This window comes from Pseudoalteromonas luteoviolacea, assembly GCF_001750165.1.
GTDB classification, from domain to species: domain Bacteria; phylum Pseudomonadota; class Gammaproteobacteria; order Enterobacterales; family Alteromonadaceae; genus Pseudoalteromonas; species Pseudoalteromonas luteoviolacea_G.
This window is the reverse complement of the sequence record NZ_CP015411.1, coordinates 1346811-1363436: the sequence shown is the minus strand read 5'-3', so window position 1 is coordinate 1363436 and position 16626 is coordinate 1346811. Positions and strand designations below refer to the sequence as shown.

The following is a 16626-nucleotide window of genomic DNA, read 5'->3' as shown; positions in this document are numbered from 1 at the left end:
AAAGTGTCGATAAAGCAGCAGTTTTTTATTATCAAACGGCAAAAGACTTTTTGGTCTACTATGCTGCTATGCGCGCTCATTTTATTGGTCACGCTAAGTGGTACCTTGGACAAGCTTAATGCACTTATTTATCTTGAACTTAGTCAAAATCTTAACCGACAAAGCACACAGATAGTTGTGATTGAGTCAGATAACCTGGTAGCCGAGCAAACAGAGATCATCTCAAAATTAAGATCGCAGCAAGCAAAAGCGATTGTCATATTCAATCATGTGTCAGGTAATCAGCAGCTTTCTTTTGATAACGTTTACTTTCCTTACTCAGATCCAAGGTATTGCTTACCTAAAGTAGAGTCTTGGCTAGGCTATGAAATCGTTATTCAAGATACGCCACAAACATGCAAAAATGTTTGGCAAAATATTTTTGACCCAAAATACAACGCACAAGGTAAATTAGTAGACTTTTCACTCGCACCACAAGCATTGACAAAATTTAGCGCCAAGCGACTGCTCTCCAATGATATTTTTTCGGCTCAACTACAAGATAAAGTGGTGTTAGTTTCACAGCGCCAATTAGCATTTGCATTACCTGTAAGAGCACCCAAAATAAACTCTTTCAAAGATCCAGTTTACCTACACGCATACATTGCAGATAACTTTGCCGAGCAGACACTGGTAACACTCATGCCTGTCTCGTATGCAGCTGCATTACAGCTTTTAATCTTAACGATTCTGATCATAACCTTTCAGCGCTCAAGCTTTAACACGGGATTACTTATTGCATGTGCGGTGATTTTAACTTCCACTCTCTCAGCATATGTTGGCGTACGTTTTTTTGACTATTTTCTACCAACTGGGCAAGTAATTTTTACTAACCTTGTAACTTTGCTTTGGGTTTTCTTCTCTCGAAAATGGGTGGAAGAAATAGAATTAAATGACATTATCGGTAACGTGCAACAACGCATGATGGGACGATATCTACCGCAAGCTTTTAGTGCGCAAAGTAGTCCTTGGGATGCAATAATTACATTAGTAAACCAGCAACTTGCGCTCAATCGGTCTATCTTTCTCGCGCGCACTGAAGGCGATCATAGGCTCCATGAGATCCGTGCTATCAATTGCAGCCTTTCTGATATTCATGAAATGCGCAGAGACTACGAACGCCCACCCTATTCAGATGCTATTAAAGCGTTTGGCGCACTTCATATCACACGACCATTCTTCAACGATCTCAAAGAGGCAGAAGCACAATATGTCGTCCCTCTCATGTACGCTGGTGATATTCGAGGCTTTTGGGCTATGACCGTTGAGCCTAATGAGTACTTTGATGAAGAGCGCTTCGTGCAGAATGTCAATCGATTTGCCAACCAAATTGGTGAGCTCCTATTTCATTTTCGAATATTCGAAAATCAACAAAAAGCCAATACCAGTGCGCTAACCAAAGTATTAACCCTCGCATTGCAGCAACCTTTGAGCCAACAAGTAAAATCATCTATCGGCGATATGGAACAGAAGCTCTCAACACTTGAGCACGTATTTAATCAAATCCACACTGCCGCAATTATGTTTAATCTATTTGGGCAGGTGGTACAAACCAACCAAAAAATAGAAGAGATAGCCAAGCATAATGAGATGTCACTATTTGAAATGACCGCACTGGATTTGTTAGAGCGCGTCACACATTTAGACAGTGAAAAAGCCAAAGGAAAGTTGCGTTACATTACCTTACAGCAAGGTGAGCTCTACATGCCTGCTCAGTTAGGGCAAGCCACTTTCATTTTGAGCATTCGCTCATTACGTGCATCTCGCTCCACCAGCAGTATCGGCGAGCCTTTTGAAGTGGGAGGTATCCTGTTTGAATTTATTGATATTTCCTACTTGATTAAGCAATTGGAAGATCCAGCTCTTCTATTAAAACAGCTTGAAATGATGCAACCGGTTGATCCAGAGGATCACGAAATTAAGGTGCAGACTTAATGGAGTGGGTGCTACAACTCTTTCCTACTGGCAGTGGCCTGGGCCAATCGGTTATCACAACTGTTTGGGTAGGTATCGCCGTTGTTTGTATGCTGAATTTAAGGTTTGGATTTCCTCTAACCGGCTTGGTTGTACCGGGTTATTTAGTACCATTATTTATCGTCACCCCCGTATCTGCTGTCGTGATCATTATAGAAGCCATCGTTGTTTATGCAGCGATGTTATTTAGTGCAAAAACGATAATGGAACGTTTTGGCTATAGTGAAATGTTTGGCAGAGACCGGTTTTTTGCCATCATTCTGATCAGCATTTTAGTTCGGGTCGTGATGGATACTCTGTTTTGGCCTCTTGTTGCAATGTACTTAGCACAATGGGACATCACTTTTGATTATTCTAGCCAACTATATAGCTTAGGGTTAGTCATCATTGCTCTAACCGCAAACGTTATGTGGAATGGCGGATTCAAATACGGTATGCGTGTCACACTGATCCAACTTTTTGTGACATATCTATTGGTTCGTTTTGTTCTGATGCCTTTTACCAATTTCAGTATCGCCAATCTAGCAATCATGTATGAAGCGGTTGCGGCCTCAATTGTCGCTGCTCCCAAAGCCTATATTATCTTGGTGATCACCGCTTTTATTGCTTCTCGTGCCAATATTAAATATGGGTGGGAATTTAACGGCATTATGCTGCCAGCCCTTCTGGCTTTGCAATTAATGCAACCCAGCAAATTACTTACGTCATTTGCTGAAACCGCGGTGATCTTAATACTTGGTGGCTCGATATTAACCTTTACTCGGCTACGCCATGCAAATTTTGAAGGAGCGAGATTACTGCTGTTCTTTTTCAATATCGGTTTCTTATACAAGATTGTTTTGAATTATGTGGTCGTTCATTATTATCCCACATTGAAGGTCACAGATACATTTGCTTTTGGCTACATGTTATCGACCTTGCTGGCATTAAAAATATATCAAAAAAATGCCTTGGGATTAGTAATACGTGCAACTTTTCAAACGTCTATAGTCGGTGGACTCATTGCGATCACCACCGGCTTTTTAATCATGTTTATTCCTGCAATTTTTGCCACACAGCCTGCCCAAGTTAGCTCAAATGACAATACCGAAATTGCACTAAGCCAGCAAATAAGTGCGTATAAAAGTTACCTTTATACACAACAAAGTGAGCCTGTATCGATTAGCCAGTATCAGCAGGCGCAATCCATCCAACATTTTGTCAGTGCGATTCGCGTACTCAATAGAGATCGAAAAGACCAAGAAAACATCATTTTAGCAAGACGTCTTTTAGCTCAGGCACAATTTTCTTTGTCTGAAGATGAGCAATATATATATATCAAGGATACAGATACGAGCAGTGTAAGAGGTTTTTTTGCATTATCTAAACAGTCTAATAAATCCCATGTAATTAGCGTCCCTTTTCCTTCCAGTGAACGTGTCGCAAGCGATGCTGCGGGTCTTTTATTTGAATTACTTGGTAGTGATGCCCTCGTGCTAGGTACGCAATTCACCCCCTCAATAGCTACACAGCAAGTGTCACAACAAAGTCCCTATTACAACGCTTTTTTCTCTGTCTTTGAAGAGTTAGAAGTCTTACAAATACGTTCAGTCAACCAATACACACGTGTTCACCTGCAATTGAGCCCATACGGCGTAAAAAGCCAATTCTGGATTTTTAATCAGCTACCCACTTCATTGTCTCAAAGGCAGCTAACAAACTTAATGGGGTTTGAACGCGGCCAATTTGGAATGTTGCACAGTAGTAGTCTTCCAACCCCCGATTTTAACGGAAGAATGGTTGAGGCATATATTGATGGAGCGAGTTATTCCAACTTACTGTCTGAAGTGGTGTTGAGCGCAGATAGTGGCAACGATGTCGCAGCCTCTTTTACTGACGCTAACCTCGACGAGGTCATTGATAGCTTTGCCCCCTATATCAGTGCAAAAGGCAGTAACCATTATCAAGAACTTAATAACAACGAAGCGGCCCTCTGGGAATTTGAAATTCTTGGCCCCCTTTACAAACTGGTGGCTCAGCAATCCGATCGAGACTTTGACCAAGATGAGCTTAATCGTTTGGCGCGAATCAATCACATTGCCAACATGATGGGCTACCAATTACAAATTATAGATAATGATCAGGCACAATATATTGTCTTAGCGCCGCTTAATAACCAACAAAGCCTACAGCAAGGGCAAGGCCTATATGTTATTAACCTTCACCCAAGCGCTATGCTCAATATCCAAGTTCCGCGACCTTTATTTGAAAGTAACACGCTGAAATTTTCAGGTCAGCTTTTTGCTAGCACTGGGGCCAAAGCCCTATTGATTGCCGGCGCACACCCATATGCAAATGAACAAGCCAATGTAATGGCCCCTGGAAATGTGAGAAGTCTATTTAACGTGATGCACCAAAGTACGTTACGATACTTCGCTGAACAGCCTGTTCTAAGCCTGCAAGTGCGCAGCCACAGTGCACCTTCGTATATTAGGCCCAGTGCTATCGCGTTTCAGTTTACCCATCCAGATGTACAACACACTGAAACATTAGACGCGCTGCAAAAGACTTTAAATGACCTAGGTGTTAATACCCAAGTTGTTGGCGGACAAGTAGAGACCCGAGGACTAGAAATAGGCACTTCACCACAATCAGGATATCGCTTATTTAGCCCCGTCAGTGAATTAGCGACATTGTGGCTTGCTTCTGATTTCAAGCAGCATTTTGCGATTTCTGAGCAAGCTCTATTACAACGGTTATTAGCTGTATCAACACTACCTGAAGTCAAATCATTGAATACATTGGTATTAAGCCCTAATGACTGGGTATTGGATAGTCCACCTTCTATACATAAGGTTGTACAACTCGCCGAACAATACTCACAAGACCAACATTTACCTCTCCTGTCTGAGTTTTGTCAAAAGCATTCTGAGTGTCAATTGCAAGCAGTGCGAATTGAGCAATCACAGCAACTGGCGCTCACTATTAAACTGCAAAACAAATTGCTTGCGATTTATACGCCCACTAGCAACAAGGTATTGACAATAAAGGACTTCAATTACGCTATAGGGAGGCCAATGCATGTATTGGATTAAAAAACTACTCCACCTAGCTACCAGCTCAGTACTACTTTTATTAATATTATGGATAAGTTTTAAGGGGGCTTTATGGCTGGTGTCTGCGGAGCAATTAGAAGAGCGCAGCGAAGAAGAAACGCGTTCAGTTGTACATTGGCTGCCGAACGACAAATATATCGCCTTTAATTTTTCATCATCCAGAACCCGCTCTGTTAGATTATTATCAAATGCCATCTTTGAGGGTCAACAAGTATTTGATGAGCCAGTTAACTATGCAATTGAATACCAACTGTTTGATAATCAGGGAACACTGTTAGATAAGCACACTTATCATCATGCCTCTAAACTAGTACTGGCTGCACAAGAACAACAAGTAAAACAGATTATCGAAGACAGAAAGGCCTTGTCAGTTGCCTCTGGGCAATCTTTTTATATCGATGTTTCTCGCTACCCTACCGCAAGTCAAATTAGATTAAAGCTCATCCCTGAAGAGGACACGCTCAGAGGCGTTGTTGTTAGGCTCCATGCGCAAACTCCCACTGATACAGATGATAGTCAACAAATTTGGTTAAAGTTGCCACTTGATTGGCGAGAAAGAATGTTAAACTATCACACACTAGGTGGTAATGCCCTCACAGCTTGGGAACTAACCAATGCCGTGCGATATGACTGGCAGAAATTAGCACCTCAGGGGATCCCAAATATTGATTTTGTCAGTGACATATTATACGAGACCCTTCCCTACAACGTCATAACCTATGACTTCTCCGCGCAGCAGTGGGATCTAGATAGCTTTTATACCGCACCAAATTTAACGGCAACTTTTAGAGTCAAAAGCGCTGAGCCACTGCATTTTTCAGCCAATGTGCCTCTGAGTACATTACGCCTTACATGGCATGACCTGAGCCAACAACATGCCCCATTTGAACTTCAAGCTGTAAATGTGAGTGACAATTTATATAAAATTGAGCAAGTCCGCCCTGGGCTATTGACAGTACAGTCACGCCTACCTGCACTCACTCAATGGTTTCAGCTGGATCAACCTATTGCGGCGTTACACAGCTACTACTATGTTCTAACAACAGATACGCCTGCTATGTACACCGTTGCAGGCGGAAGTGATGTAGTTTTAGACATCAGAGGCTTAGATGCTGAAGACTCACATGCATTGATCACCCTATACGACGCACAAAATAGCGCTTTTGCCCGCCATAAAATAAACTTAGAGTCTCGCATTTCGCAATTTGATCGATTAATTACACCGGAAACACTGCGCCAAGCTGTCAATGAGAGTGAGAAGTACTACCTCAGGCTACCTAAAAATGCAGCTAAACTCAGTATCTCAAGTCAGAGCAGCGTCGCCGTTAAGTTACAAAGCAGACGTCGTGATTTCCACTATCAGAATGTCGTCTGTGAGCAATTATGTGACAACCCTTTGACCAATTTTGTTGAAATTGGCGCATGGTTCGCACAAAAAGCCACCAATGAATTTATCTTTACTGAGTTACAGCAAATTCTCAAGGTGCGCTTATTCGAGGCGCCGCCATTACCTGTTCTTAAAGAAACAGACTATGCATCAGAAGCATTGTTTGACCAGCACCCAATTTCCAACACAGCACTTGTCTATAGTCCTGCTAACTACTTTGAGCCTCTCAGTGAACCCACACCGGTGCACTTTAGACAACTCGATAGCATCCATTCAATAAGTACTGTTCAGGACCCTACGCTTAAGACCCCGAGTGTCATCGCTTTAATGAAAAGCTTACCACAATATATAGAGTTTAACGCAACAAACAATGCCAACGATGACAAGTTAATTGCTAGAGCAAACATGGCAAACAGCTTGTTTATAAATCAAGGTAATAACCGCAACTTTATCAAAACAAGGCTATACAAAATAAACCGTGGTGATGTGCTGTCGTTAAATTATCGAGACAAACATAAGCCTTTATCAATTGTGATTAAACCTTTTGTTTATCCAGCTTCAAAGAATGAGCAAATCCCACTTATTATCAGTACACACCTTAAAGGGCAATACCAAGCGGGTATAACTAATGAGTATACAGTTGCAGCAAAAAGATATGCGCTGATGCCATCACAAAACCCTGCATTTATGTTACATCCACAATCAACCGATATTGTCAGCTATCCGTCCATTACAATAAAAATAGGGACAGACATGCAAACACTTGAAAAATTTGCTATCACAGCTGAAGATGACATGTGGATAAGTATTTTAGAAGAACATAGCGCACAACCACTTACTCCATTATGGTGGCAAAATGAAAATACATAACATTATCTCGGCGCTCATTAGCATTACGAGCTTTAACAGCTTTGCACAGACGCAATTACAATGGCAGCAAATCAGTAGCTGGGTGGCAAAGCCTCAAGCCATTGCGCCCTGGGAATATCAGCAACAAGGGACTTTGCGAAGCCCCATACATACATTGATCGCCAACTCTGCACTCAATGGAGGTGGTGTATTAACTTACCGTGTGGCGGCTCCCCCTTGCTTTGTCTCGGTGCCACATCAATTTCATGACAAATATACACTCAAAATCGGGCAGTCTTTGTTTGAAAACACCTGTAGTATGATGGTGTATAATACCCACCACAGGCACAGTCAAAGCCCCGATGACTTGCCAATGGACTACTCTAAGCGCAAGCAAGGGATACATATAGCTGCGGTTAAAGCATTTCACTATACCCATCCCAATGCTGCAATTTTTCAGCTACATGGGTTTAATCAAAAAAAGCGCAAATCTCCTGAGGGGAAAAAAGCAGATTTTATCCTCAGCCAAGGTAGAAGTTATAATGCCAAACTGACCAAGCTACAAGGCTGTTTAATGGGGTTAAGTAGTCATACGTTCATTTATCAAAAAGATATTTTCGAACTAGGCGGTACAAAAAATGTTCTTCACAAAATAGGGCTGGCCCCTCACCGGTTTATTCATATAGAAATCAGTAAACCAATGCGAAAAAGACTTATCTCTCAATCAACCAGTATGGAGCAATTTGATTTATGCCTCTCATATTCACGTTGATTGCGATCTTCAGCTTAATCAGTGCCGCCTGTCTTGCGCAAGATGCCAACATGCAAGCTGATGTGCAATGGTATGACATAGAGACTTTAGAACTTGAGCGCAGCGCCGCTGATATTAGCCTCGTCCATCAGCAAGCTAAATATTTATTTTTACCTGCAGGCCAATGGCTTTCAACACCCTATGACACACTTGAATCGTTGTCGTTTTGGCAAGGTCAAACCGTCAATGCTTTAATGCAAGTCACTGACCAACAATGGCTATGTCAACAGAGTATGTGTCAGATAAGTGCTTCTACTCGGTCACGTATTTTCAAAGTCATCAACCACCAGCAAGATGGTAAGTTTAAAATATGGAGAGGCTATCAGCATACCCATAGAGATCCTTTTCGCCGTGCAGTTGAATTACCCATGCCCGGAAAAACCATCGCACTGGCACAAGAACACACCACACTCTACCCATTGCACAGTCAGCAAAGTGTAAAGGTGTATTTTAAACAGGCTAAAAAGTTAAAGCTCACCGTGCATCGTGATTTATATGATTTACAAAGAGGTGGCAAAGTAGTCGCGTTAGTGAATGATATACCGATCAGCATAATCAACGTATCAGAAGCCCAAGCGCAAGAGTACACACGACACAAACTAGGTGTAGGTAATGTCGACTATCTGGCCGTCCCTGCAGATAGTTATTTAACTTTATCAAGTAGCAGTCACACTTGGGTTAAACTCGAGCAAATGCACCGTGCTATCTATGATCAAAATGCCGCAATAAAGCATCAAGAAAAGCTACTTAATCCATATTGGGTCAATAATTTAGATAATGCGTTACACACAATCTATTTTGACAATAATATCAACCAGCTCACACAGTTTAGGGCTGAACAGGCCACTGCCCTTGAACTAAGACGCCATCAAGACTTTATTAGCACAATATCAACGGGAACATTTTTGTCCCCCCTGAGCAATGGGTCAAAACCATTGACGACACATAAAAGACTGGTTGCGGTTTACCAAACAGCGCGCACCGCAAAACAACAATTATTCCAAAGTCAGACAAACAATATGTTGCAGTATAACCGTCTTGCCAAGTCACTGACTTTTGATTTGAGCCAGGAACAACGGGTCACAAATAATGCGCTTTTGTATATCAGAACGAATCGTTCAGCGGAACTGGTAGTCGACATCAACACTGTGCGCCATAAAATAGCCGTGAACCCAAAACACGGGTTTGCGCCCATAAGCTTGGATATTGCTATGGATACAGATCATATCCGAGTTTTTTCAGCCAGTGATGCAAAAATAGAAATCGCCCTACAAATTCGAACTCTATTACCACTGCCCAATAACGAACTACTTTATTCGCAACCAGGCAAACTCGCACAAAAAAGCCCAACCACCTCGGCTCTTTTATCACGAATACAATCCGATAAGGTAAAAAGCTACATCAATAGCTTATCCAACTTCAAGCTAGACACTAACTCAATAACCACTCCTTTAACAAACCACAAAAAAAGTCATTGGATGTACCAACTCGGTGAGGTCGAATACCTCGCAAAACAGTCGCCTACTAAAGCACTGCCCAAACTCAGGACTTTATTGAGTAGCCCTTTTACTGATGTGCAATTACGTGCTTGGCAATTGCGTTTAACCTTGCTGACACAACTTGACCGAGACAATGTTGTTCTGCGATATCTAGGTGCGCTGCTGCTAAGTCCAAACACAGCTTTAAGTAATTTTGCCGCAGAAGGTCTACTAAGTCGTTATCAGCAAACTAACCAAGTTTTTAATATTCAGGGTTTATGTGCGTTGAAACAACAGCTCAAAGGGTGTGCCGAGTTGCTGAGCAGCACTTTATTATCCCAAGGCAAGCTGCTCGAAACACTATGGCTAGATCATGATAAACAGCATATTTCAGGCCATATCTATAACCGGTTAGGTTACACTACCTATGACGGGCAATTACCTGAGGTACAACCTAGATATGATATTGTCCACCACAAACAAGTCCAATTGGTTGCTGAAACCGCCGCCTATAAAGCTTATCAAATTGGTGAGCAGCCAATATCTATCACAGCCCATTCAGATATCAATATTCAAGTAAGTGCGCGAAGTTTTGGTATGCAATCCGATGAAAGTAGTATCGCTTGGTTACATCTTGATAAAGACAACCAGCTTTATTTTATGCCAATTTATAGTGATATATTGTCGACCACATCAGTCACGACGCCAATTGAAGCACCTTTATCTGTCGCGTCTAACAGTATGATCTCAATGCACGCAGGTGAGACACTCACATTAAGCAGCAAACAAACCACATTTGCACAAATTCAGATCTTTGATAAGGCCCACTTTAACCCTTACTCTACACAGCAATTGAGTAAATTTGCACTCGGTACGCCATTTTTGGATTTATTACATACCACCAATGCACAAAATACCGCTGCGTTCACAACATTGCTCAATAACAGCTTATATCGACTTGAAAACAGCACGTTAGCTGAACATGAGTTTACCGCCTTATTCTCCAAGCTTAATGGGCTAGACATGCCAGCTTCACTGTCAAAACTTCACGACCGTGTACAAAGCTTTGGACATTGGGTCCCCCTGCAAAAGTACCTGAATTATGCTGGCACTCAACTTGTTGACCTCTCACCAATAGAAACACGTAGTATTGCGGAACAGATCAGTCGCCATACTGCCAAAAGAGATGATGTCAAAGGGATTACGATCCGGCCGTATCATACATTGTCTCTAGATTTCAGTGAGCTAAAAGCAATGCAAATACGGCTGATATTTCACTTTTCTGATGCTGAACTGGTATCAAATGCCGCCACTTTGGTCGCAATAGATACGGGCAAAGACGAAGTTGCTTGGCCCGTATCTGATCGGCAAAGTCCATTTGGTTTGACCCAAAGTGAACTGGACAACGGCATTGTAAAGGTCCGTTGGTTAAACCCCTATTTATCGCAAATTCTTCAAGTTGAAGTACAGGTGAAAAGTGGTAGGACTTGGCAGAGTATTGAGCTGGACCAGCGTCAACTGTTCTATTATGCTACGCGCTCGCAACCAATCTTAGCGCAGCTCGATAAAGACGCTTTGGTTAAAATTGAACGCTTTAAAAATAAACTCCGCCAAGAGGAGGTTGGTTTTTACCCTGCTGGTAACATCGAAATCCCGAGCGACTATGCGCGTCTTGCAAGACTATTTGCTTGGCGACTCAATATGAATCGTCAAAAACTGGCAGTTGCTCCTCCAGTTACCCCTCTAAAACTAAACAGAGCAGAATTGAAGTTCGAGCGACTTGCTAAGCACTTCAATGAACCATTGATCAGTGCCAATGGTAATCGGACGCATATTGAGGGGTTTATGCGCTATGACAGAGATGGTATTTTTCAAACCAACGATCCGATCGACACAGCCCATCGCCTTGATTTTGGAATACGACTCAGGAATCGATACCGACAACACTGGTATCGACTTGAAGGGGCTTATAGAATCAATAATTTACGTTATGAGTCTTTAGCAATAAACGGCATATACAATTGGTTAGATCACGACAGCCCTTGGTATGGTGAAATTGGCGTATATAACCGCTGGCAAGAGGCAGAGCTGGCTCAAGAAAGCCACTTAACTAGCCATATAGATGCAACCATCGGACAAATTTGGCGCGATGATGTCTCTGTTAGGCATCAATGGTGGTGGCAACCTTATTATTATTATACCAGCATAGATAAACAAGAATATTTAGATGATCCATTCATCAGTCAAGATATGTATAACTTTTATCGTGCTGACCATATGCATGGCTGGCGAAGCGGTTACCGCATCCGCTATCAACCTTGGGTAGATAGCCAATTTAACGCCCAAATAAGTACCACTTCCAATGAAGATTGGACGAGCCTAGACACTGCAACGTTTAGCGGTAATTGGCAACAATACTACGAAGGGCATATTTTTACTCTGGGACTCAGCAGTAGCTACGTATTTGCCGATCAAAATCGTCCAAACGCAACTTGGCAGTATTTAACCTCGCTGAGCTGGCAAACATTGTTTGATTTCAGCGAGCAAACAGCGGGGTGGATCAGCTTAAACTGGACCCAAGATTGGTTTAGAAACAACCATAACGTGCGCTTCGAGGTGACTTTAGGTAACTTACAAAATACCGGTTTTGCTCCATTTGCCCATGACGAAATTATATTTGAATCTCTACAACTGACCCATTTTTTAGAGCAAGACATCAATGGCAGATAAAACATTAAAACGACAACTAGAAGACCTATTGTTTGCCGACACAGAGCAATTTTGGCTCAACCTTTATCAGCATAAATATCAAAAACTCGTAGACGAATTAGCCAGCTGGGAGTTAGTAAGAAACAAACCAGAACAAGAACAGACTTCATACTGGCAGCTACTACAAACCATCGCTTTTTTGCGTCATAAAATCGAGAGCTTTCACGGTAACTTACAAGCCATTGATGCTGATTATAAAAGCTTTATAGAAAGATTGAACAAAGCAGAATTAAAAGCAGAAAAAGAATTACACATTTTAAAGTATGCCGAGCAGCTTGGCGCCTCACGACTTGATTTACAAAAAGATAAACTGGCATTCGCACGTTGGTTCGACGAAGGTGCCGTTATTGCACGTTACCAATCTAAGGTGTCCGAAATTGAGCAAGACTTAAAATTCTTAATTGCCAAATTAGGCGCGCTTACCAACCGGTATCTGCGATCCAGTAAAGATGACTTAAATACTGCTTGGCAAAAACTCGACTTGCAACCATTCTTTATTCATTTACTCGCACACAGTAACAGTCTACATATTCGACACGGTATGATCCGTGCACTCGTCAATCAAGTCTCTTTGATCCATGAATTTAGCGCTGACCCTGAACTAGATGCTGAGCTGGTAGCCCAGCTCATTGAACTACTAGAAGCTGACAATACGCCTTACCTTGCTATCATCGATATTTTAGAAATCCTGATCCATCAAAGGCCCACGTTCATTCGTAGCTTTATGTGGGCAAAAGTTGCCGAATCGATAAATGATTTTGCTGAAAAACCTAAAAATAACGACCAGCTCTTTATTTTGGTTGCGATGCCTAAGGTACTTATACAGCAAAGAAATTTAACCGATTCAGATATTAAACTACTCCAACAACTCAGTACTCACCCTTATCACCGGGTTAGACAAGCAACGATTGAATGTATTCCTAATTATGAAGATAGCTTTGCCGTTGAATTGTTGGAGAATCGATTTCGTAATGAGACTGAAAATGCCATTCGGTTTACACTGGTCAAACAGCTCACCGCAGCGAGGTTTAGCGAAAATGGCTTTGCCTTTAAACATTGGAAGCAGTGTTTGCAAAGCGACGAAAGCTTCGAAATAAAGCGTATTGTTTTAGAGCAAAGCGCAAGGCTCATGCTCAATATTCAACTCGAAACTGACGACCCTGATTCTGTCTTTGAACAATTTATCGACATTCTTAATCTTCAGCTAGAGCAAGAACCCAATATTGCGGTAAAACGCTTTATATCTCGAACACGAGAACAACTAAATAGCTTTTATATACAAGAGCTTATCGTTAGCATTGAAGACCAACTCGCATTAGACAACACGATTACAGCGCCAAGCAATATTGATCATCAAGATTTGGGCAGAGCACTCAGCTATATTGCCCAGTCAGAGCTTGGCTTTAATGGTTATCAGCGAGATGGCCAATGGCAGATCCACAATGGTACGTTAAAGGGCCGGAGGTTTTGGCGATTCTGGCATGAGTTCTTCACGCCCAGCACTGATAAACGCCAAAGCTATAGCCATACCAAAGCCAAAAAACCTTCTGCAGAGCTGCATGTACCGAGTTGTTCAACAGCGGAGATCAGTGAAACCAATGTCCCCGGAGAGGCGCTCTACAATTTAAAAGAGCACAGTGCGAGACCTTACCTACCACTGCCAGACTATTTACTGTCGATCCTGAGTCAAGATCACCTTCCTGAGCAGGCAAAAAGCTATACACCAGATGGTATTTTAGTCATTACTCGCCCCCCAAAGCTCATTCAACGCATCCGCGCATATTGGCATATTTCTTTAAAATTTGCGGCATTAGATAGGCTTAGAAAAGGTGGGGATCTCGAACAAAAAAATTATATTGATGCAATCAGAAAGCTTGGTTTTCAAATGGAATTTATCGGCTATGGCTCAACACTTAAAGCGCAATTCCCCGTTGAATCAAGTATTGCTAAGCTCTTTTCACGCGCTTCTATCACCACTGCGCTCATTAATATAGGCCTTGGTTTTAAAGAATACTTATACTCAATATACCAAAATAGTATCGGTCAACTGGTATTTTTTGTCTGTGCATTTATAGCCTATTTTTGGTCCCGACATATTAAAGTAAGCCAAGATATACAACGTAATCGTAAACAAATTCCTATCTCAATAGGTGGCTGGGGAACACGAGGGAAGTCAGGCACAGAACGTTTAAAATCTGCTTTATTTAGTAGTATTGCATTAAAAGTTATCACCAAAACAACGGGGTGTGAAGCTATGATGATCTACACCACCAGTAATGGCGACCAGCATGAACTGCCTTTATTTCGACCTTTTGATAAAGCCAGTATTTGGGAGCAAAGCGACGTCTTAGCATTTGCCAAATCAGTCAAAGCAGACGTGTTTTTGTGGGAGTGTATGGGGTTAACCCCACGCTATGTGCGGATCTTGCGTCGCTGGATGAATGATAACTTCGCAACGATCACCAACGCCTACCCTGATCATGAGGATATATTAGGTCCAACAGGCTTAGATGTTGCCACTGAGATGTCTTCATTTATTGGGTCAAATACACAAGTATTTACTGCTGAACAGAGTATGTACCCTGTACTCAATAAATCAGCAGAACAAAAAGACTCGACGCTCATTCAAGTTCATTGGGGGGAAGGCTTCCAAATTACAGACGATATTAGGGCCCTCTACCCCTATGAAGAACACCCTGATAACATCGCATTGGTGTGTAAAATGGCGCAATACATCGGGATTAACAAGGACTATGTTTTTAAAGAAACAGCCGAGCGCATCGTACCTGATATAGGTGTGTTACAGCACTTTGAACAAGCGCCAATAGGTAATGTCACACAGTCTTTTGTCAACAGTATGTCAGCTAATGAACGGCTTGCTACGATAGAAAACTGGAGACGCCTCAACTTATTTGGTCAGAGCCAACAACCTAAAGTGCAAACTATCGCCCTTATCAATAATCGCAATGACCGAATTGCTCGCACCAAAGTTTTTGCTCAAATACTGATTGAGGATTTAACTTTTGATTACATTGTGGTGATTGGAACAAATGTTGACGGTTTCCTTGCGTACTTTAAACAAGCATTACATGCCCGCATAACTCGTATCATTGACAATAATGATAGAGAGGACCTTGCAAAATTACTCGAACAATTTAAGTGTTTGGCCTCAGATCAAATGCTCTGCGATAAATTAAATGCGCTGCTACCAGAAGCACATTTGGATTGTCAGACATTACAGAACACAGAGCATATGGCTGCATTTTTTGAACAACATGTCAGTAGCGGGCGCCAACGTCGTTACTTGAATCACTTAGTTGAAGGCTGGCATATGGCTCATACAATCATGTCGATAGAAGAACTAAAAACACACCAAAAAGAAATCTCTGAACACCTAAATTCATTACTTTCTGCACGCACTCGACTGATTGAAAATCCGTACATTAGCGCCGATGAGCTCACAAAAAAAGTCGCTAAACTCGGACTGGATGGGCAACATCAGCTGATTGTTGGAATGCAAAATATCAAAGGTGCAGGACTTAATTATGTATATGCATGGCAAAAGTGGCACCACTTACATCAAACTTGCGAGCACTTGCTGACTCCTCACATAAGTCAGGCGCAATTTAGACAGGGACTACTTAAACTCGCTCAAACTTCTCGAATTGGCGCAATAGAGCACGACTATTTCAATGACTTTCTTGGTAAGCTAAGTAAATTACCGCACGCGCAAAACGAATTTAGCCAAGCTGAAATAGCGCATTTAAAAGAGCGCCTACAAAGTAAAGACCCTAAATCAAAGGAGGAGACTAGCGACGTAAAACAAAACCGTGTGACTCGATTTGTACTACAAGTCGTAGAATCATTTTTAGATGCAGGCGCAGCTGTTAAACGCAAAAAAACGGCACAACAAGTATATAAAGACATCGCTTCACAGCGAATAACACTTGAGAAGGCCATTGCAGTATTGGCAGCGTTAAACCGAAGCCAGAAACCCGGTTGGTTGGCCCTTCAACAGAAACGGAAGAAAAGTCACCACTCAAAAAATTAGTACTTTTTAACTAATTCCATATGAAATTTAATTTTAAGAATAATAAATTCCAGTCATTTTTTGTTTTTTAATTGACCTGAACACGCAAAACTAGGAAAATAAGATTAGACAAAACGAAATTAATTAACATTTTACTAACAATGGATGTTGTGTAATCAAGTTGGGAGTATTAT

General features: G+C 41.7%; 6 protein-coding genes. All 6 read left to right on the top strand.

All coding sequences use genetic code 11. The annotated features are described in order from the left end of the window. Positions 1-3 precede the first annotated feature (3 nt). Genes S4054249_RS05910 through S4054249_RS05885 form a run of 6 tightly spaced genes read left to right on the top strand, consistent with a single transcriptional unit; the run spans position 4 to position 16453 of the window. Positions 4-1974: a hypothetical protein gene (locus tag S4054249_RS05910; protein ID WP_046356603.1), complete on the top strand. Its 1971-nt coding sequence runs from the start codon at positions 4-6 to the stop codon at positions 1972-1974. Continuing rightward, positions 1974-5087, top strand: coding sequence for a poly-gamma-glutamate biosynthesis protein PgsC/CapC (locus S4054249_RS05905; RefSeq protein ID WP_046356604.1), 3114 nt, complete (start codon positions 1974-1976; stop codon positions 5085-5087). The genes S4054249_RS05910 and S4054249_RS05905 overlap by 1 nt, the downstream gene beginning before the upstream one ends. Further along, the gene (locus tag S4054249_RS05900; RefSeq protein WP_046356605.1) at positions 5074-7365 is read left to right on the top strand and encodes a hypothetical protein; all 2292 of its coding nucleotides are present in this window, start codon (positions 5074-5076) and stop codon (positions 7363-7365) included. Before S4054249_RS05905 ends, S4054249_RS05900 begins: the two co-directional genes overlap by 14 nt. Beyond that, the gene (locus S4054249_RS05895) at positions 7352-8116 is read left to right on the top strand and encodes a hypothetical protein (RefSeq protein ID WP_052960996.1); all 765 of its coding nucleotides are present in this window, start codon (positions 7352-7354) and stop codon (positions 8114-8116) included. Before S4054249_RS05900 ends, S4054249_RS05895 begins: the two co-directional genes overlap by 14 nt. After that, positions 8095-12363 carry a hypothetical protein gene (locus S4054249_RS05890; protein WP_046356606.1) on the top strand — a complete coding sequence of 1423 codons (4269 nt, stop codon included), beginning with the start codon at positions 8095-8097 and terminating at the stop codon, positions 12361-12363. The genes S4054249_RS05895 and S4054249_RS05890 overlap by 22 nt, the downstream gene beginning before the upstream one ends. After that, positions 12353-16453, top strand: coding sequence for a capsule biosynthesis protein CapB (locus tag S4054249_RS05885; protein WP_046356607.1), 4101 nt, complete (start codon positions 12353-12355; stop codon positions 16451-16453). The genes S4054249_RS05890 and S4054249_RS05885 overlap by 11 nt, the downstream gene beginning before the upstream one ends. Positions 16454-16626: the final 173 nt, after the last annotated feature.